General features: G+C 63.7%; 15 protein-coding genes. 5 read left to right on the forward strand and 10 right to left on the reverse strand.

Features of this window, described 5'->3' with window-relative positions; translation table 11 throughout:
- The first annotated feature begins 285 nt into the window (after window positions 1-285).
- Entirely contained in the window at window positions 286-2,028 is a 1,743-nt protein-coding gene (locus CFR71_RS12395; protein ID WP_408891852.1) for a SulP family inorganic anion transporter, read from the forward strand.
- A gap of 164 nt (window positions 2,029-2,192) precedes the next feature.
- Here the strand turns inward: CFR71_RS12395 and CFR71_RS12400 are convergent, their stop codons facing one another.
- Window positions 2,193-3,458: a 3-phosphoshikimate 1-carboxyvinyltransferase gene (locus tag CFR71_RS12400; protein WP_110531586.1), complete on the reverse strand. Its 1,266-nt coding sequence runs from the start codon at window positions 3,456-3,458 to the stop codon at window positions 2,193-2,195.
- Window positions 3,459-3,560: 102 nt separating this feature from the next.
- Complete coding sequence (locus CFR71_RS12405) at window positions 3,561-4,358, reverse strand: deaminated glutathione amidase (RefSeq protein WP_110531610.1); 798 nt, start codon at window positions 4,356-4,358, stop codon at window positions 3,561-3,563.
- Between the two features lie 473 nt (window positions 4,359-4,831).
- Here CFR71_RS12405 and CFR71_RS12410 point away from each other — a divergent pair, with 473 nt between their 5' ends.
- Entirely contained in the window at window positions 4,832-5,272 is a 441-nt protein-coding gene (locus CFR71_RS12410; protein WP_110531588.1) for an RrF2 family transcriptional regulator, read from the forward strand.
- A gap of 101 nt (window positions 5,273-5,373) precedes the next feature.
- On the forward strand, window positions 5,374-5,574 hold the full coding sequence (locus tag CFR71_RS12415) for a hypothetical protein (protein ID WP_133251152.1): 201 nt from the start codon (window positions 5,374-5,376) through the stop codon (window positions 5,572-5,574).
- Between the two features lie 267 nt (window positions 5,575-5,841).
- Here the strand turns inward: CFR71_RS12415 and CFR71_RS12420 are convergent, their stop codons facing one another.
- From CFR71_RS12420 to CFR71_RS12430, 4 genes are all read right to left on the reverse strand, one after another.
- Window positions 5,842-6,987 (reverse strand): SMP-30/gluconolactonase/LRE family protein, encoded by a 1,146-nt coding sequence (locus tag CFR71_RS12420; RefSeq protein ID WP_110531612.1) that lies wholly within the window; start codon window positions 6,985-6,987, stop codon window positions 5,842-5,844.
- Window positions 6,988-7,208: 221 nt separating this feature from the next.
- Entirely contained in the window at window positions 7,209-7,742 is a 534-nt protein-coding gene (locus CFR71_RS12425; RefSeq protein WP_110531614.1) for a DUF1269 domain-containing protein, read from the reverse strand.
- Between the two features lie 342 nt (window positions 7,743-8,084).
- A complete protein-coding gene (locus CFR71_RS16220; protein ID WP_133250220.1) occupies window positions 8,085-8,273 on the reverse strand; it encodes a hypothetical protein in 189 nt (62 codons plus the stop codon).
- Between the two features lie 227 nt (window positions 8,274-8,500).
- On the reverse strand, window positions 8,501-10,093 hold the full coding sequence (locus CFR71_RS12430) for a carbohydrate porin (RefSeq protein WP_239020405.1): 1,593 nt from the start codon (window positions 10,091-10,093) through the stop codon (window positions 8,501-8,503).
- A 506-nt stretch (window positions 10,094-10,599) separates the two neighbouring features.
- Between CFR71_RS12430 and CFR71_RS12435 the strand changes: the two genes are divergently transcribed.
- Together CFR71_RS12435 and fumC are read left to right on the forward strand one after the other, a co-directional pair.
- On the forward strand, window positions 10,600-12,957 hold the full coding sequence (locus CFR71_RS12435) for a TonB-dependent receptor (RefSeq protein ID WP_110531592.1): 2,358 nt from the start codon (window positions 10,600-10,602) through the stop codon (window positions 12,955-12,957).
- 103 nt (window positions 12,958-13,060) lie between these two features.
- A complete protein-coding gene (gene fumC / locus CFR71_RS12440; protein ID WP_110531594.1) occupies window positions 13,061-14,509 on the forward strand; it encodes a class II fumarate hydratase in 1,449 nt (482 codons plus the stop codon).
- A gap of 173 nt (window positions 14,510-14,682) precedes the next feature.
- Here the strand turns inward: fumC and CFR71_RS12445 are convergent, their stop codons facing one another.
- The 4 genes from CFR71_RS12445 to CFR71_RS12460 form a co-directional block, all read right to left on the reverse strand.
- On the reverse strand, window positions 14,683-15,900 hold the full coding sequence (locus CFR71_RS12445) for an SMP-30/gluconolactonase/LRE family protein (protein WP_110531618.1): 1,218 nt from the start codon (window positions 15,898-15,900) through the stop codon (window positions 14,683-14,685).
- Between the two features lie 115 nt (window positions 15,901-16,015).
- A complete protein-coding gene (locus CFR71_RS12450; protein WP_110531596.1) occupies window positions 16,016-16,351 on the reverse strand; it encodes an antibiotic biosynthesis monooxygenase family protein in 336 nt (111 codons plus the stop codon).
- 167 nt (window positions 16,352-16,518) lie between these two features.
- Window positions 16,519-17,280, reverse strand: coding sequence for an SDR family NAD(P)-dependent oxidoreductase (locus CFR71_RS12455; protein ID WP_110531598.1), 762 nt, complete (start codon window positions 17,278-17,280; stop codon window positions 16,519-16,521).
- Window positions 17,281-17,409: 129 nt separating this feature from the next.
- Window positions 17,410-17,769, reverse strand: a complete 360-nt coding sequence (locus CFR71_RS12460) for a YidB family protein (RefSeq protein WP_110531600.1) — start codon at window positions 17,767-17,769, stop codon at window positions 17,410-17,412.
- Window positions 17,770-17,957: the final 188 nt, after the last annotated feature.

The raw sequence follows: 17,957 nt of genomic DNA on the forward strand, positions 1-17,957 counted from the left end.
GTTATCTGTTTTATTTTTGGTTATATGTTCAAAACAATATTTGTGGTTTCGTGTCCTATGCTACAAAATTGTATGCCTGATATTGCAATGGTGAATATGCGGCCGCGTGCATGATGGCGGCGATACGCGGCGGGGCCTGTGGCGTCGCGTGCCCGCATGCCCATGTTCCGACGCCGTGATGGTGCGGGCCGGTGCTATTGTCATCTTCTTCATATTTTACGATATGATCGGCGCCATCTGACACCTTCGGGTGGTGCGGCCCGGATTTCTGGTCCGGCAGGCTGGATGATGGGCAGTATCGGGATCATGGCGACACAGACAGGCGGGGCACGATCGTCCGGCGGCGCGCGGCCGGGTGGTGGGGGGGCGGGATGGCGCGGGCGGATGCGCGATATCCTTGCCGGGCTGTCGCTTGCGTCGATGAACATCCCGCAGGTGCTTGGCTATACCCGCATTGCCGCCATGCCTGCCGTGACGGGGCTGTACACCGTGCTGCTGCCGCTGGTGGCGTTCGCGTGTTTCGGGGCGTCGCGGCACCTGGTCGTGGCGGCGGATTCCGCGACCGCCGCCATCTTTTCCAGCGCGCTGGAAAAGATGGCCCCGCCGGGAAGCGCGCATTACATGGCGCTGGTCAGCATGGTCGCGTTGCTCAGCGCCGGCTTCCTGCTGGTCGCGCGTCTGTTCCGCCTTGGCTTCCTTGCGGATTTCCTGTCGCGCACCGTGCTGGTGGGGTTCATGGCCGGGGTGGGGATACAGGTGGCGCTGGCCATGATGCGCGACATGCTGGGCATTGCCACCACCGCGCATAATTCCGTGCTGCAACTGGCGCAGATGCTGTCGCGCCTGCCGCAGGCCAGCGTGCCGACCATCGTGCTGTCGGTCTGCGTCGTCGGGCTGATCCTGACGGGGGACCGGCTGGCGCCGCGCCTGCCGCTGGGGCTGGTGACGGTGGTGGGATCGATCATCGCCAGCATGGCGCTGGGGTTTTCGCGTTTCGGGATCGCGACGATCGGCCCGATCGAAAGCGGCCTGCCACGCCTGCGCCTGCCGGATGTGTCATGGAACGACATGCTGGCGCTGCTGCCGGTCGCCACGTCATGCGTGTTCGTCATCATCGCGCAGAGTGCCGCGACCTCCCGCGCCTTTGCCGTGCGGTTCCATGACCCTGTCGATGACAATGCGGACATACTGGGCCTGTGCGCTGCCAATGCGGTGGCGGGGCTCAGCGGGACCTTTACCGTCAATGGCAGCCCGACCCAGACCGCGATGGCCGCGCGCGCGGGCGCGCGGACCCAGCTGGCGCAGCTGACATTCGCGGCGGTGACGATGGTGGTGCTGGTGTTCCTGACGGGGCCGCTGCGCTACCTGCCGCGCTGCGTTCTGGCCTCCATCGTCTTTACGGTGGCGGTGGGGATGATCGACCTGCGGGCCATCCGGGCCATCCGGCGCGAAAGCCCCGGCGAATGCGGGCTGGCGCTGGTGACGGCCGCCGCGGTGGTCGGCATCGGGGTGGAACAGGGGATCTTCCTTGCCATCGCGCTGTCGCTGTTTCGCCATGTGCGTCACAGTTACGAACCGCATACGATGATCCTGCAGTACGACGGCCATTCCGGCCTGCTGGAACCGCATGATGTCGCCGCCGGGCGGCAGACCCTGCCGGGGCTGGTCGTCTACCGCTTCTGCGCGGACCTGTTCTATGCCAATTCCGCGCGGTTCGGGGCGGATGTCCGCCTGATGGTCGACAGCGCGCCGGTGCCGGTGGCCTGCATCGTCATCGACGCCAGCGCCATTACCGACATCGACTTTTCCGCTGCCAGTGACCTGCGCGACCTGTTCCGCGCGCTGCGGACGCGCAATGTCACCGTGATATTTGGCCGCGTCAGCCCCTATCTGCGGGCCGACATGGACCGTCATCGCATTACCCCGGTGGTCGGGGCCGCCAACATCCATGCGCAGCTTCATACCGCCATCGCGGCGGCGCGGGCGTTCCTGCCCCCGCCGGATGCGGCACATCAACAGGCTGTTTGAAAACGGCCTGCTGACAAATGAAAGTTTTTGGTGAAGCTTTTTGCAAAAAGCTTCGAAGAACGCCGCCTTTTTGAAAAAAGGCGGCACCCAAAAACTTTTATGATTTCTCAGGGTAATGTGCGGGGTTAGTTTTCAAAAATATTCAGGAAGCGCGCCTTTCCCCCTCAGTCGCCGGGGTGGATCCGCACCCCCAGCGCCCGCAGCGTGTCCCAGTACGCCGGGAAGGTCTTGGCCACGCATCCGGGGTTGAGGATCGACAGGCCCGGGATTTTCAGCGCGGCAAGGGCGAAGGACATGGCGATGCGGTGATCGTCATAGGTTTCGATCCGCACGTTTTTCGCGGTGGCGGAGGGATCTGGATCAGGAAAGACAAGGAGGTCATCGCCCTCTTCGCGCGCGTATCCGGGGTTGATGCGCTGCATCTGGGTCGCCAGCGCGTGCGTGCGGTCGCATTCCTTGACCCGCAGGTTGGCGATCCCGACAAAGCGCACGGGCGTTGCGTTGAACATCGCCATGACCGCCAGCGTGGGAATGGCGTCCTGCATCTGCGAGCCATCGATGACGGCGGGCATGTGGGGAAAGGACCGGATCACGCGCCATGCGGCGGCATCGGGCTGGGTGAAGCCCGCGATGGGAAAGCCGATGTCGATATCGCCGCCCGACAGGACCTGCGCCGCCCACAGGTAGGTCGCGGCGGAGGCATCGGGTTCGATCCGGAAATCGGTGGCCGTGTACCCGCCGGGCGCGACGGTCCATGACGTGTCGTCCGTGCTGGTGACACTGGCGCCAAAGGCCTTCATTGCCGCGATCGTCAGGCCGATATAGCCCTGCGCCCCGATATGGGGACCCGACAGGCTGATGCGCACGGGCCTGCGGCTGCACGCCGCCATCATCAGCAGGGCGGAGACGTACTGGCTCGACAGGCTGGCGTCGATTTCCACTTCCCCGCCATCCAGCAGGCCGGTGCCGTGGATGGTGACGGGCGGGCAGCCGCTTGGCGCGGTGGCGTCGATCCCCAGCCGTTGCAGGGCGGCCACCAGCGGGGCGATGGGGCGCCGCGCCATGTTGGCGTCGCCACCCACCACCACGGTGCCGCGCACCAGCGCGCTGGCGGCGGTCAGGAAACGGACCGCCGTGCCCGCGTTGCCCAGGAACAGCGGCGCGTCGGGGGCCAGCAGCGCCCCGGTGGAACGCACGATGAAGCTGGTTGCGTCGGGCTGTTCCACGCTGACGCCCATCTGCCGCAGGGCCTGCGCCATGTAGAGCGTATCGTCGCTTTTCAGCGCGCCCGTCAGCCGCGACGTCCCCCGCGCCAGCCCCGCAAGCAGCAGCACGCGGTTGGTCACGGATTTGGAGCCCGGCAGGAGCACCTTCCCCTTCAGCGGCGCGGTGATGGGTTCAATGCTCAGGGACTGGAGGGGGGCGTTCATGAAAGGCTGGTCTTCCGTCAGCAGGAGGTAGGGTGATGGCGTCCCTGTCCCGCCAGGGGCGGGGAAGGCATGGCGGGACTGGTGCGGGAATGGCGCGGACGCTCAGTCGGCCTGAAGCTCCGGCCGGGCGAAGCGGCGGTTGGCAAGGACCGGCAGCACCCTGCGTGCATGTTCGAGGCGCGCGCGCGACACGGTGGCAAAGACAAGGTTCGGTGCCTCCCCCGCCTGCACGATCGGCACGCCAAGGGGATCGACCACCATGCTGCACCCGATGTTGCGTGGCCCGCACTCGCTGACCGCAACCATGTAGCAGGTGTTTTCCAGCGCCCGCGCCGTGACCAGCACCCGCCAGTGATCTTCCTTGGCCGGTCCGCGCACCCATGCGGCGGGCATGACCAGGACCTCCGCCCCGTCAAGGACCAGCCTGCGCGCCAGTTCGGGAAAGCGCACGTCGTAACAGGTCATCAGCCCCACCCTGAACCCGCCGATGTCAATCACGGGGGGTACTTCGGCCCCCGGCGTGACGTTGCGCGATTCCTGTATGGAAAATGCGTCATACAGGTGCAGCTTGCGATATCGGGCGATGATCGCGCCATTGCTGATGACCAGCAGCGTGTTGTGGTGGCGCCCCGCCCCGTCGGGGACATGCAGGCACCCCGCGATGGCCAGCCCCGGCCACGTGCGGCTGGCCTCCAGCAGGGCGGAGACGAACGGCCCCGACAGGGGCTGCGCCGTGCGGGCGATGATGTCGGGGTCCGCGATGTCATGCGCCAGCATGCCCTCGGGCAGGACCAGCAGGGCTGCCTGCTCCTCCCCGGCCGCGCGCATCAGGTCCACGATGCGCGACAGGTTGTCTTCCCATCGTGGGACGACAGCGAACTGGCCCAGAGCGACTTTCATCGGGCGACTTCCATCGGCGGCTTTCCATCTCTGACGGGACAGGTGGCGACATGCGGGCGGCGACATTACCATCGCGCGCGGGCTTTGACCAATGGTTGTCCTGTTTTCACGCCCTTCCCGTGGCTTCCGGCAGGAAGGGCGGGACCGGAAAGGATATGCGCCCCCATGCCCCGTGGGGCGTTGCCGGATTGCCGTTATCGCTACGGCATGGCAGGTCCGGCGTGACAGGGGCATGTCACGCGCATTTTATCATCCGGCCGCCATGCGGCGTGGCCGTCACGCGGGCCGGTTCCGCCTGCCCAAATCCTGCCCTGTTCTGGCGTTAACCATTGTTAATTCTTGGGCGCGACGGGGCGGCACGGGCCATAAGAGACTGGTCTAATGTGTTGTCGGGTTGCAGGTTTTATGTAAAAATGAAACCTCAGACGTTATGCGTCATGGGCTCAGTCATTGCGTGCGAGATGCAAAAGTAGATGCAGCTTTCCCTACACACCGATCAGGCCGTGAAATTCCTTATCTGCATGACGCAGCATTCCAGTGGCTGTGCCTCCGCGCGGGACATATCGGACATGTGCGGCCTGAACCCGGACCAGGTCGCGGACATCGTGCATGACCTCGACCGTTGCGGCCTGATCGAGCGTTCCCCCGACGGAAGTGACGGGCTGCGGCTGCGTCATGATCCCGCATGGGTCAGGGTGGGCGACGTCATCCGCAGTATCGAGGCCGTGCGCATGCGCCCCATGCCCGCCCAGCAGCCGGCATTTACGGAAATGTTCGACCTTGCCCATGCTGCCTTCATGGCGGCGCTGAACGATTACTCCCTGTCCGATATCGCCGGGGCCGCCGCAGGAAACGCCAATGGCGGCGCGGTGTCTTACGGGACGCCCGGCATCGGGGCGATGATGCCCACATAACGGGCCGCCAGTCCGGTTTCGTGCTGTCCGGGGTTGTGGGGACTGTTTGAAAACAGGCTTCTGAAAAAATAGCAGGAGTTTTTTTAGGGTGCGGCCTTTTTTTGGAAATGCTGCATTATTCAAAGCTTTTTGAAAAAAGCTTTACCAAAAACTTTTATGATTTCAGGATATTGTTGGCCCGCCTTTTATGGGTGGCCGTTTTCCTGGCCGAAGGTCCGGTCGGGGTGACTGGTCATGATGGGCGCCCCAAAAGAAGAAAATATGAACATGACAGGGATATTTATATTCGCGTCATCCAATGACCTGAACGAAGCAATGTTTCTTATGCATTCATCGCGCATCTCCATAAGGCAGTCTGAACGGCATGGACCGTAAGAAAGTTTTTGGTGAAGCTTTTTTCAAAAAGCTTCGAAGAACGCTGCCTTCTTGAGAAAAAAGTCTGCCCCCGCAAACTCCTGCTGTGTTTTGCCGGAATCCTGTTTTCAAACAGTCGCCAGGGATTTCATCTGACGTTATCAAATAAAAATGGGATCGGGCTTCATCTTCTCTCCCGACGGGGAATCCCGCCCCTAGCGCACGGGTCTGAGGTGCAGGTCCATGCGATAGATTGCGACCGGCAGGTGCAGGTGAGATTTTCCGTCGCGTTCGAATGTTGCCGTCCGGTTCAGCTGTACCGCCGGGATCCACAATGACCCGTCATGGGCGATCCACATGGCGTCGGCCCAGACCAGCCGCCGGTCCGCCACCAGCGTCGTGGCCTGTCCGGCGGGCGTGATGCGCAGGATGCGCAGGCGGTTGGTATCGGACACATACAGGTTGCCATCCCCGTCGATGGCCGTGCCGCCGGTAGTCGGCGTGTCGTAAAAGAAGCTGACCTGTTTTTCCAGCGCGTCGGGCGACAGGCTGGCATCCTCCAGTGCCGCGGTGGGGGCGACCCACATCGGCCCGGAACTGGGCTGGAAATACAGCTTCGTGCCGTCGGGGGAGACCTCCAGCTGATCGGCATGGACGCGCGCGGGCCTGCCGTTGCTGATCAGCAGGTGACCTTCCGCGTACATCGGGCGTTCATCGGTGGTGGAGCGCGCATGTTCCAGCACGCGACGCTGCTGCCCGGTCTTCATGTCCACCACCACCAGCCCCGGATCGCCCGCATCCGTCAGGAACAGGGTAGAGCCGTGAAAGCGCAGGTCATCGATATAGGTGTGGGGCGTGCTGGCGGCGGCAAGGCTGATGGTGCGCTCCACCTGTCCCGTTGCGATGTTGATGACCACCAGCTTGGCCTTCGCGCCTTCTGGCGGGTTGGGACTGCCGCCCACGTTGGCCTCGCCTGAATCCACGACCCACAGCCTGCCATCCGGGCCGAACCTGATGGCGTTGACGCGGACGAAGGCATGGTCGCTGTCATGCGTGCGGGCCCAGTCGTTCCACTTTTCATCCGGGTAGGGGCGGGGGGAGCCATCATGGTCCAGTTCGGCCACCGTGGGACCCGGCGTGTCGCCCCCGCCCCAGTAGGGGAACGAGACAAAGACGCGTCCGTCATCCGATACGCTGACCGCGTTCATCACGCGCTGCGACGTATAGGCGGTCTGGAGCGGGGGCGTCGCGGCCCCGGCCGTCGCCAGGCCGGAGATGAACAGCGACGCGCCCGCAAGCGCGGGAAGAAGGGCACGGCCACCGAAGGGGGGAAATCGGAACGGGGATCTGAACAGGCGCATGCGGTTTCCTCGGGCGGGATGCAAAGGGTTCTGGACCACAAGACATCCTATCATCCCGTGCGCCACGTCTTCATCAACGATGTGCGGGGAAAGGCCGCCGGACGCATGCAGGGCCATCACGTCACGGTGATACGGGCCCGATATTGGTGCCGGGGCGTGACAGGCGCGCCCCGGCGGCATCAGGCGACCCCGCCGGGGCCGCCATCATGATGGTCGTGATATCAGGCCGTGGCCGTCTTGGCCGCATCGCCAAGGGCGGCGCGCAGCTTTGCCTCGTCCTCGGGCGACAGGGAGGTCTGCAGCACGCGGGCATGGCCCTTGAACTGCTTCAGGTCGGCCAGCACCTTTTCGGGCTGCGACTTGCGCACCAGAACGAACAGGGCGGAGGTATTGACCGGGATCGTGGCGCCCAGCGACTTGATGAACTTGTCATCAATGCCGTAATCCGTCATCGATCCCGCCAGCGCACCCGCGCCCGCGCCGACGACGCTGCCCGCGACGAATCCCGCCAGCGGGTTGAGGAACAGAAGCCCCACCAGCGCACCCCAGAACCCGCCGGAAAACAGGCCATAGGACGCGCCAACCTTTTCCAGGTTCACGCTCTGCTGCAGGTGGATCTTGCCTGCGGCGTCACGGATCACCACCACGGCGTCCTCGAGGTCGAGCAGGTATTCCTTTTCCAGCGCCTTGCATTCCGTCAGGGCGGCGGTGGCTTCGTCAATCGCGTCAAAGCCTATGACAATCAGGTCGGACATAAAGGTTTTTTCCTTGTCATTGCATACGGACATCCAATGGATGCAATGTTGTAACACTACTGTATAACCTCAAGACCCCGTGACATTTTTTAGAATGGGAGCCCCCGTCTGGATGCAGGTCTGCCTTCCCCGCACACGACCCGCCATCCCGCCCCGGAAACCCGTTTGAAAAGCCGCCCCGGAATATCTGGCAATCATGAAAAAGTTTTTGGTGAAGCTTTTTGCAAAAAGCTTCGAAAGACGCAGCATTCCTGAAAAAGTCGCCACCGGACACTTCTGTTACTTCTCGCCAGTATCTGGTTCCCAACCACTTCCTCACGGACCGGCAGGCGGAACATGGCGTCAGTTCGGCATGCCCTGATCATATCCGCCGTCGCTCAGGCCGCCCTGCCGGGTGGATTGCTGGCCCGTGTTCGACAGGGGGGATGCGGACGGATTCGCCCTGTCGGGCGGAATGCGCGGGTCAGGCTGCGTGCATGCGGCCAGCACGGCGAGGCATGGCAGGCAGAGCATGAGGCGACGGGCAGGCATGGCTGTTCCTTGGTTGCGTGGCCGCGATGTCCGCGCCCCGAGACGGGCGGATGGCGGCCTTCCGGCCTCCTTCCTTGCGCATGGGGCGCGTCTGGCGTGGGGCGGTTGCGGGGCCTGTTCCGGCAGGGTCCTGTCGTCCGAACGTGTGGACATGCGCGGGGTTGCGGGGCCGCTTCATCCTGCCCTGACGCCCTCGGGCCACGGGCCATCGGGACAGGGCTGCTTTATCAGAAGACGAGCGCGGTTTCGAAATCGAGGATGAAGGCGTTGCGGTAACGGTTGGTGCCCCCCGGATGCCACAGGTACTGCAGGCCCGGACGGATGGTGGCCCACGGCGTCGCCCGCCAGCCATAGTTGAGTTCGAAGGCATTTTCCTGCGACGGCTTGTAGGCGTCCTGCCCCTGCGACTGAAGCTCGCGGGCATAGTCCGTCAGCTTGGGGTTGACCACCAGGAACTTGCCGCCGACGCTGACGGTATCGTTGGGGCGGTTGGCGAACGTGCCCTTGCGGATGATGCCCCAGGTCGCGAAATACGGCGCGAACGCCGTGCGCGGGTCGCCCCAGATGAAGCTGCCGAAGATGACGGTGCCGCATGAACTGCCGGGCGCGTCGCGCTGGACCATCTGGTCGGCCTCGACCCAGCCGCCGTAACGGCCGCGGATGGAATCCTGCGGCAGGTCCGTCAGGACGACGTTCGCGGGTTCGAACGTGGCGATGTGCGAGGCGACGACGTTCTTGACCTCCGACGTGTCCCAGTATCCGCCGATCTGTATGTTGCCCGGCAGGATGCCGTGTTCGTCGGTGCCGCCGTTATGCCAGCCCAGCTGCCATGGCAGATAGGTGCCGGTGCTGTCGTCCAGGCCCAGCTTGAACCCGTTATGGGTGTTGGAAATGGTGTTGTCGACGTTATACACCCCCGCCGATACCAGCAGCCGTTCATCCCCCAGCGGATACAGCTTGAGGTACGCGCCCGGATGCGCCGTGGGATACCAGCCATAGCCGGAGTTCATCGCCAGCGACTGCGGCATGCCGCAGATGGCGTTGGTCTGGAACTGGCAGTAGATGGACATGCCCCAGTGCTTGGTGGACTGGGCAAAGTCGTTTTCGGTGTTCACCCAGCCCGCTTCCATATCGACATACCGGGTGAAATGCCGCTCCAGCGACAGGCGCGTCAGGCGCACCGTCTCGCCCGAACCGAAAATCTGCTGCACCGAATCCAGCGCCGGCAGGATGGAGGAACTGAGGCCAAGGCCCGCGCGCTCGGTAATCAGCCCGTGCAGGGTGCCGATGTCGTGGCCCGTCAGCTTCTTGAAATTGATGTCGACGCCGATGCCGAATTCATGCGCGTACCGGACGCCCTGCGCCTTGCCGCCAACCGGGTTTCCTGACGAATCCTCAAGGTAATGGCCCGAGATATCGACACCCTTGGCCGCAAGCCGGCTGCGGATCCCGCCCCAGTCGCCCGTCATGGTGTCCTGATGGATCCATGACTGGTAGCTGGTGGGGAAATACCGGCGCAGTCCCCACCATGCGTCGGGATCATATCCGCCCGACGCGCCGCCAGACGCACCGGGTGGCGGCGGACTGTCGGACGTGGCGGCATCTGGCGTGGCGGCCGTCATGGTGGTGGGCGCGATGGTGGCGGGCGTCCGCATCTGGGCCGCGGGGGGCACGTCCCATACGCTGCCCGCCGTGCCGGCCCGCGCCTTTGCCGATGGCCACGGCATGGCGATCGCGCCCGCGCATATCAGGCCCAGCGCGGCGACATCGCGTCTGGAACCCGTCCCCTTTGCGATGGGGGCGGATATGTGGCGAAACATGTCACGGAAAAATGGAAAAGGCTTTGGCGTGGCATGCATATGAAATGATGACCCCCGGTATCATCGAACGGTCATGCGTCATGATGACCGGGCAAATGGAAATGGAACTGCAGGTGTAAAACAGAACGCCTTTTGGGGCTTATAACGACATGAATGGGCCGCCTGCGGGCACTTTTGACTGTTTGGCGGGGTGTTCGTCAACCATGAAGGCGGCTTTGTATTATGTGGAAGCAAAATCACGCCTGTGCGCGAAGTTGTGATCGGATGGCCGATCGGAAAACCGTGTGTCTTTACTGCAACGGTTTGTGGTTCTGGGCCCGGTGGAAGGTAATACCGAACAATAGAAAGAAACGTTTGATACAACTGGTGAAATTCATTTTCCCACCGCAGGATCGATCATCCACCCCGTGCGGAAAAGTGACATGTATATACAAACGGACATAGACATCTCGCAATCGCGATTATATACGGATGAATATCTTTCAATCATAATTTAAGGTAGCGGCATGTGCCCGGTTAAAAGGACGGCGATTTATGTTGTTTCGGCAGGGCTGGGCCTGTCGCCGCTGGGCGTGACCGCCATGGCAGCCACCCCCGCGTCGGGGACTTCAGACGTGTCGTCCAAGGGAAATACGTCCGCCACCACGACAAAGGCGGCACACGACAATGCCCCCGCGCAGCCCGCCGCGACGCAGAACGCCGTCGCCTCCACCAATGCGGAGGACATGACGGTGATCGGCCACCGGCGCATGGCGTCGGGTGCCGCGGCCAATTACAACAAGAAGATGGCGAACCTCGGCCCGCTGGGCACGCGGCGCACGCTTGACACGCCGATGTCGATCATGACCGTCCCGCACGACGTGATCGTCAACCAGCAGGCGCGCAACGTCAACGACCTGATGCAGTACATGCCGTCGGTCCAGCTTGAAACCCGCGCCGATCCCGGCACCAGCCGCCCGCAGTCGCGCGGGTTCGAGGCGGACGTCATCTCCAACAGCCGCATCGACGGGCTGAACGCCTTTACCGTCACCCCCTATGCCGCGGAACAGTTCGACAACGTGCAGGTCCTCAACGGGCTGGCGGGCGCGCTGTATGGACCGCAGAACCCGGCGGGCACGTTCGAATACGGGCTGAAGCGCCCGACCGACGAACGGATCAACCGCCTGGCGGTGGGCGTGGATTCCATCGGCACGCTGATGGAAAATGTCGATTCGTCGGGACGCATCGGCAAGCATGGCTGGTTCGGCTACCGCATCAACCTGCTGCATGGCGACGGCACGTCATATGTGCAGGACAGCTGGATCCGCCGTAACCTCGTCAGCGCGGATTTCGACATCCATATCGACCGTGACACGGTTCTGGAAATCGACGCCAGCCATTACACGTTCGACGAACGCGGCATGCCCGCGGGCATCAACCTTGCCGGCCACGCACTGCCGACGGCCCCCGACCTGGGCAAGCCGCACATGGGGCAGGACAATGCGGGCTTCAATTCCGAAAACAACGTGTTCCTTGCCAAGCTGAAGCACCGGATCAACGATAACTGGAGCTTCGTCATCGGCGGGCTGTACCAGGATTCCGGCCGTCAGGTGTTCGAGGCGGCGGATACCCTGATCGACAACAAGGGCGATTACAAGCAGGCCATGTCGGCCGCCACCACGGTCAACGATTTCAAGGTCGGCAGTAACATGGCCTATATCAACGGGCATGTGCATACCGGCTTCATCGCGCATGACCTCGTGATCGGCACCAACGGCTACATGGAAGGCGGCTACAACCCGCTGAGCGGGCAGAGCTATACGGACATCACGTCAGCCTCGCTCTACAATCCGGTGGGCCGCAACGTGCCGCAGCCCTATTACCACGGCAAGTATGAGTCGCAGTACGTGCGTTACCAGTCGATGATCCTGGGCGATACGGTGCATTTCAACAGACACTGGTCGGCAAGCGGCACGCTGGCGTGGAGCTGGCTGGACGAGGATACGACGGGGACGATCGCGGGCAAGCCGACCACTTCGGACATCGATGGCTATACCGTCACGACCACGCACCTGACCAAGGGCGCGACCAAGCATGCGCCCGACGTGGACGCGGCGTTCAGCCCGACCGCCAGCCTTGTGTACAAGCCGACGGAAAACCAGACGGCCTATTTCACCTATGGCCGTTCGCTGCAGGCGGGCACGTCGGTGTCGGCGGGCGCGCTGAACGACAACCAGTTCACCTCCCCCGTCCGCAGCGAGGAGTTCGAGGTCGGCTATAAATACATGTATCGCAACGTCCAGTTCAACGTGGCGGGCTTCCGCGCGACGCGCAGCTATTCCTTCATCGATCCCAAGACGGATATCTATGGCAACTATGGCACCCAGCGTAACTATGGTGTCGAATTCCAGGTGATGGGCCATATCACGCCCCGCCTGTCCGTCATCGGCGGCATGACGTGGATCGATGCGGAGGTGCTGAATACCGGGACGGCCGCGACCTCCAACAAGGAAGCCGTGGGCGTCGCCCCGCTGCAGGCCAACATGCTGATGGATTACCGCATCCCCTTCGCGCAGGGCTTCGCGCTGAACGGGCTGGCGGTCAACGCGAACGTCCATTACACGGGCCGCCGCGCGGCGGACGTCTACAACTCCACCTATGCCGGGTCCTATGTGACGCTGGACATGGGCGTGCGTTATCCGTTCCGTGCCGCGAAACATCCGTGGATGGCCCGTTTCGGCGTGACCAACGTGGCGAATGAACGGTACTGGTCGTCGGTCTATAACGGCACGGCCGAAGGCACGGCCGTGACGGCGGCGGGCACCAGCGCCGCCTATGCCGGCATGCCGCGTGCCTATCACTTCACGCTGGAAGCGGATTTCTGATCCGCTGTTTTTCCCCGCGCACCGGCTTGTGATGGCGCGCGGGGGCGCATACGGCATGGGGCGTTCCCATATTTCCTGAAAACCACAGGAAGGAACGCCACCCATGACCCAGCCGCCGAAACTGACCGACTGTCCCATCGGCATCAAGGCCACCGGCCTGCGTCGCGAACGCGATTCGATGGGCGACATCGACGTCCCCGCCGATCATTACTGGGGCGCGCAGACGCAGCGCAGCCTGGTGCATTTTTCCATCGGCCGCGACCACATGCCCATCGAGGTCTGCCATGCCTATGGCATCGTCAAGAAGGCGGCGGCCCAGGTGAACGCCGCCGATGGACGCCTGCCGCAATGGAAGGCCGACGCCATCTGCCGCGCGGCGGACGAGGTCGCCAGCGGCGCGCTGGATTCCGAATTTCCCCTGTTCGTATGGCAGACGGGTTCGGGCACGCAGACCAACATGAACGTCAACGAGGTGATCGCCAACCGCGCGATCCAGCTTCTGGGGGGTGTGCTGGGGTCCAAGACGCCGGTCCATCCCAATGATGACGTGAACATGGGACAGTCGAGCAACGATTCCTTTCCCACCGCGATGCATGTCGCGACCCTGCTGGAAATCGACGACCGGCTGATGCCGCGCGTGGAGGAACTGATCGCCGCCCTGCGTGCCAAGGCAGAGGAATGGCATGACGTGGTCAAGATCGGGCGCACCCACCTGCAGGACGCGGTGCCGCTGACGGTGGGGCAGGAATGGTCCGGCTGGGCCTGTCAGCTGGAGGATGCGCTGGATGCGGTCAAGGCCGCGCGTGGCGGCGTGCTGCAGCTGGCGGCGGGCGGGACGGCAGTCGGCACGGGCCTGAACGCGCCGCCGGGATTCAGCCGCGCCATCGCCGAACGCATCGCCGCCCTGACGGGACGGAAATTCGTCACCGCGCCCAACAAGTTCGCCGCCCTTGGCGGCCTGGACGCCATGGTGCACGTGTCCGCCGCCCTGCGCGGGGTGGCGGTCGCGCTGATGAAGATCGCCAATGACATGCGCTGGCTCGGCTCCGGCCCGCGCTGCGGGCTGGGTGAGCTTCATCTGCCGGAAAATGAACCCGGTTCCTCCATCATGCCGGGCAAGGTCAACCCGACCCAGTGCGAGGCAATGGTCATGATCTGCACGCAGGTGATGGGCAATGACGCCACCGTCGCCTTTGCCGGTAGCCAGGGGCAGCTTGACCTCAACGTGATGCGCCCGGTGATCGTTGCCAACGTGATCCACGCGATCCGCATTCTTGCCGATGGCTGCCACAATTTCCGCGTCTTCTCGGTGGAAGGGACGCGCCTGAACCTCAAGCGCATTCGCCAGTATGTCGAAGGCTCCGTCATGCTGGTCACCGCGCTCAGCCCCGAAATCGGCTATGACAATGCTTCCGCCATCGCGCATCGGGCGATGGAACAGGACATCACCCTGCGCGAGGCCGCGCTGGCGTCGGGACTGGTGGACGGGCCGACATTTGACCGACTGGTCAACCCGATGGCGATGGTGGGACATGGCGTCGGGGGCGCATAGGCAGAAGGTCAGGGCGCTGTCCTGAAACCCGGCAAAGGGCATTGCCCTTTGCAAACCGTTTTCTGAAAATAACAAAAGTTTTTGGGTGCCGCCTTTTTTCAAAAAGGCGGCGTTCTTCCAAAGCTTTTAAAAAAGCTTCACCAAAGATTTCCTTACGGTTTCAGGGCGCGGGGTCAGGACAGGCCCGCGCCCTGCGTATTGACCACCAGCGTGAACAGTGCGTCCGCGGCGCACATGAACAGCGTGTCGCGCTTTGGCCCGCCAAAGGTCAGGTTCGACACGCCGCGCGGCAGGCGCAGCCGCCCGATCATGCGTCCCGCGGGGCTGTAGGTCACAACCCCGCACAGGCCCAGCGGCCCGCCCGCCCCACACCACAGGTTGCCAAAGATATCGGCGCGCATGCCGTCCGGCCCCAGCTGGTGCCCGTCCAGCATCATGTCCGCGAATATCCGTCCGTTGCGCAGTTCCCCGTCATGCAGGTCAAAGGCATGGATGCGCTGGTCGCCGCCGGGACCGTCCTGTCCCGGTCCCGGCCCGCTGGAGATGACGTAAAGGATTGTCCCGTCGGGCGAAAAGCACAGCCCGTTCGGGCCCGCCAGCTGCTGTTGCGTCAGGACGGCGCGCAGTTCGCCGCTGTGTGGGTCAATGCGGAAAACATGGTCGTCCTGACGTGCGTGGCCTGCGTACTGGGCCACGATTTCCCCGTCCTGAGTCCAGCGTTCGCGGCCCATGCGGTTGGCCCGGCCACCCGGCGCGTCGGGATGTCCCTCCACAATGGTGTCGCCATAGCCGGGATCGGTGAACCAGATGCTGCCATCGGGATGGACCACCACGTCGTTGGGGGAATTGAGCGGGGCGTCATGGTACCGGTCGGCCAGCACGGAACACGACCCGTCATGTTCCCACCGCACGACCCGGCGCATGCCATGTTCGCAACTGATAAGGCGGCCTTCGGCGTCGAAGGTATTGCCGTTGCTGTTATAGGAATAGGGACGGAAGACCGAAACCGTGCCCGTTTCCCACAGATAGCGGTACTGCCGCGCGCGGATCGTGTCGCTCAGCAGTAAAAAGCGTCCCTCCGTGCTCCATGCCGGCCCCTCCAGCCAGTCGCCGCCGCGCCATGCAAGCCGCAGGTTGGCGTTGCCATAGACAAGGTTGCTGAAGGACGGGTCGATCGCGATGATGTCCGGATCCGGCAGGTAGGGGGGCGGCGCATCCGGTCCCCACTGGCGCGCCGGGATGCTGACGACGCTGGGTGGCTGCGCCAGCGGGGCGGCGGCGTGGGCGCGTGTGCCAGTTGCTGCGATGCCGACCCCCGCCATGACGCCGCCCATGATGATTTCGCGACGGGAAAGGGGGGCTGGGGGCATGGCAACGGACTCCGGCATCATATGAAAGGTGGAGCCCGTGGCCCCGCGAACGGGGCGATCATAAAATATGTCATCCGGCATGGAAACGTAACAATCCGTCCAGCCTGCGCAAACGTGACGGGCCGGACGGTTGGGATCAGACCTCGCCGTCGGGCATGCGGGCGACGATGTTCTGCACCACGTCGAACCCTTCAAAGACGGGCGGGCCAAGCATCAGCGGCTTTTTCGTGCCGGCGCTGGCATGGGCTGCGCGGAATTCGTCCGACCGGGTCCAGTTTTCGAACGCGGCGCGGGACTGCCATACCGTGTGGGAGGCATAAAGAATGTGATCGTCGTGCCGCGGACCGGCCAGCAGCTGGAAACTGATGAAGCCGGGCACCGTATGCAGGTGCACCTCGCGCCCCAGCCAGCGTTCGCGGAATGCGTCCTCGTTTTCGGGGGGAATGCGGAAACGGTTCATGGCGATATACATGCGGTGCTGATCTCCTGTTATGGGTATGCCAAATAACATACTGAAATCATAAAAGTTTTTTCTGAAGCTTTTTGCAAAAAGCTTCAGGGAACGTCACCTTTGTGAAAAAAGGCGATCCTTGGAAATTTTATGGTTTTTTATCAAGGAATTGCCTTCAGGCAGCGCTGTCAGCGCCCGCCCGAAACCGTCATGACGCTGCCGGTCATGTAGGATGACGCGGGCGAAAGCAGGAACAGCACCGCCTGCGCGATTTCGTCGGGGCGGCCCGTGCGGCCCATCGGCACGACCCTGTCCACCAGCGCCTCGGTTTCGGGGGGGACCATGTCGGTGGCCGTCAGGCCGGGGGCGACGGCGTTGACGCGCACGCCCTCGCGCGCGACCTCGTTGGCGAGGCCACGGGTAAATGTCTCGATCGCCGCCTTGGTCGCGGCATAGGGTACCAGTCCCGGCAGCCCGCCCAGACGCGCCGCGACGGAGGACAGGTTGACGATGCTGCCGCCGCGCCCGCCATGACGGGTGGACATGCGGCGCACGGCCTCGCCCGCCACCAGCATGCTGCCACGCACGTTGATGTCGAACAGCGCGTCAAGGGTTTCGGCCGTCTGTTCATCCACCCGGACCTTGGTGCCGGTGACGCCCGCGTTGTTGACCACCCCCGTTATGGGGCCGAGTTCCGCCACCGCGCGGTCGAACAGGGGGGCGATCTGCGCGGGGTCGGCGACGTTTGCCGCGATGGCCACCGCATGGCCGCCGCGCGCGCGGATCTGGCGGGCCAGGTCCTCCGCCGGGGCGGCGCTGTGGCTGTAATTGATCGCCACGCGGTACCCCTCGCGCGCCAGAAGCTGGCATATGGCGTGGCCGATGCCACGGCTGCCGCCCGTGACGATGACGCTGCCTGTGGCGTTGGCGGGGGTCTCCTCGGGGGTCATGATCGCGTCCTTCGTGCGTCGGGGTTTCGGATGACGCATACGGTCGCGTCAATCCATCGCCCGCGCAAGGGGGCGGCGCGCATCCCACCTTCCCCCATGGCGTTCCCCGTGGCGTTCGCCGGGCGGCGTTCAGCCATCAAGGCGCGACATGTGCGGCAGCAGATCGCCAAGCCCGGCGATGGTCGCCGTGCGCGACAGCCCCGTCTGGCGGGAGAAATGGTCGATGACATCCGCCGGCAGCAGCCGCGTCACCACGTCCCCGCCGACCGGGGTGGCGGGGGATGTCGCGTCCTCCCACTTCCGCACCATCGGCTCCAGCCCCGCGTCGCGGGCGCGTTCATGCACGGTGCGGCGGCCGGGGCTGCGCGGGGCGCCCATATATTCGATCATCGCGCTCATCAGGCCCGACGTATCGGTTTTCGCGCCCGTCAGGACGTCCGCGACCTTGCCTGCCGCATTGCCCATCCGCGTTGTGGTATCGTTTGCCATGAGACTTCTCCTTTCGGTGTCGTGTCAGGGTGTCCGTCTTCAACGCAGGCAGGCGGCGATCCGTATCATCACAGATAAATGATGATTTTTCCTAGCAGCCTGTCGGGTTGGGGTACCCTGTGAAGGGGTAAGGCTGTAGAGTGTCGCGATGAGCCGCTTCATCCCGTTTGACCGATCCCAGCCGTATC

This window comes from Novacetimonas pomaceti (assembly GCF_003207955.1).
Lineage (GTDB): Bacteria > Pseudomonadota > Alphaproteobacteria > Acetobacterales > Acetobacteraceae > Novacetimonas > Novacetimonas pomaceti.

Coding starts and splice junctions, on each gene's coding strand:
- CFR71_RS12460 (WP_110531600.1), bottom strand. CDS start 17,769: ATGGCAAACGATACCACAACGCGGATGGGCAATGCGGCAGGCAAGGTC.
- CFR71_RS12400 (WP_110531586.1), bottom strand. CDS start 3,458: ATGAACGCCCCCCTCCAGTCCCTGAGCATTGAACCCATCACCGCGCCG.
- CFR71_RS12420 (WP_110531612.1), bottom strand. CDS start 6,987: ATGCGCCTGTTCAGATCCCCGTTCCGATTTCCCCCCTTCGGTGGCCGT.
- CFR71_RS12430 (WP_239020405.1), bottom strand. CDS start 10,093: ATGTTTCGCCACATATCCGCCCCCATCGCAAAGGGGACGGGTTCCAGA.
- CFR71_RS16220 (WP_133250220.1), bottom strand. CDS start 8,273: ATGCCTGCCCGTCGCCTCATGCTCTGCCTGCCATGCCTCGCCGTGCTG.
- fumC (WP_110531594.1), top strand. CDS start 13,061: ATGACCCAGCCGCCGAAACTGACCGACTGTCCCATCGGCATCAAGGCC.
- CFR71_RS12435 (WP_110531592.1), top strand. CDS start 10,600: ATGTGCCCGGTTAAAAGGACGGCGATTTATGTTGTTTCGGCAGGGCTG.
- CFR71_RS12405 (WP_110531610.1), bottom strand. CDS start 4,358: ATGAAAGTCGCTCTGGGCCAGTTCGCTGTCGTCCCACGATGGGAAGAC.
- CFR71_RS12450 (WP_110531596.1), bottom strand. CDS start 16,351: ATGTATATCGCCATGAACCGTTTCCGCATTCCCCCCGAAAACGAGGAC.
- CFR71_RS12425 (WP_110531614.1), bottom strand. CDS start 7,742: ATGTCCGACCTGATTGTCATAGGCTTTGACGCGATTGACGAAGCCACC.
- CFR71_RS12395 (WP_408891852.1), top strand. CDS start 286: ATGATGGGCAGTATCGGGATCATGGCGACACAGACAGGCGGGGCACGA.
- CFR71_RS12445 (WP_110531618.1), bottom strand. CDS start 15,900: ATGATGCCGGAGTCCGTTGCCATGCCCCCAGCCCCCCTTTCCCGTCGC.
- CFR71_RS12410 (WP_110531588.1), top strand. CDS start 4,832: ATGCAGCTTTCCCTACACACCGATCAGGCCGTGAAATTCCTTATCTGC.
- CFR71_RS12455 (WP_110531598.1), bottom strand. CDS start 17,280: ATGACCCCCGAGGAGACCCCCGCCAACGCCACAGGCAGCGTCATCGTC.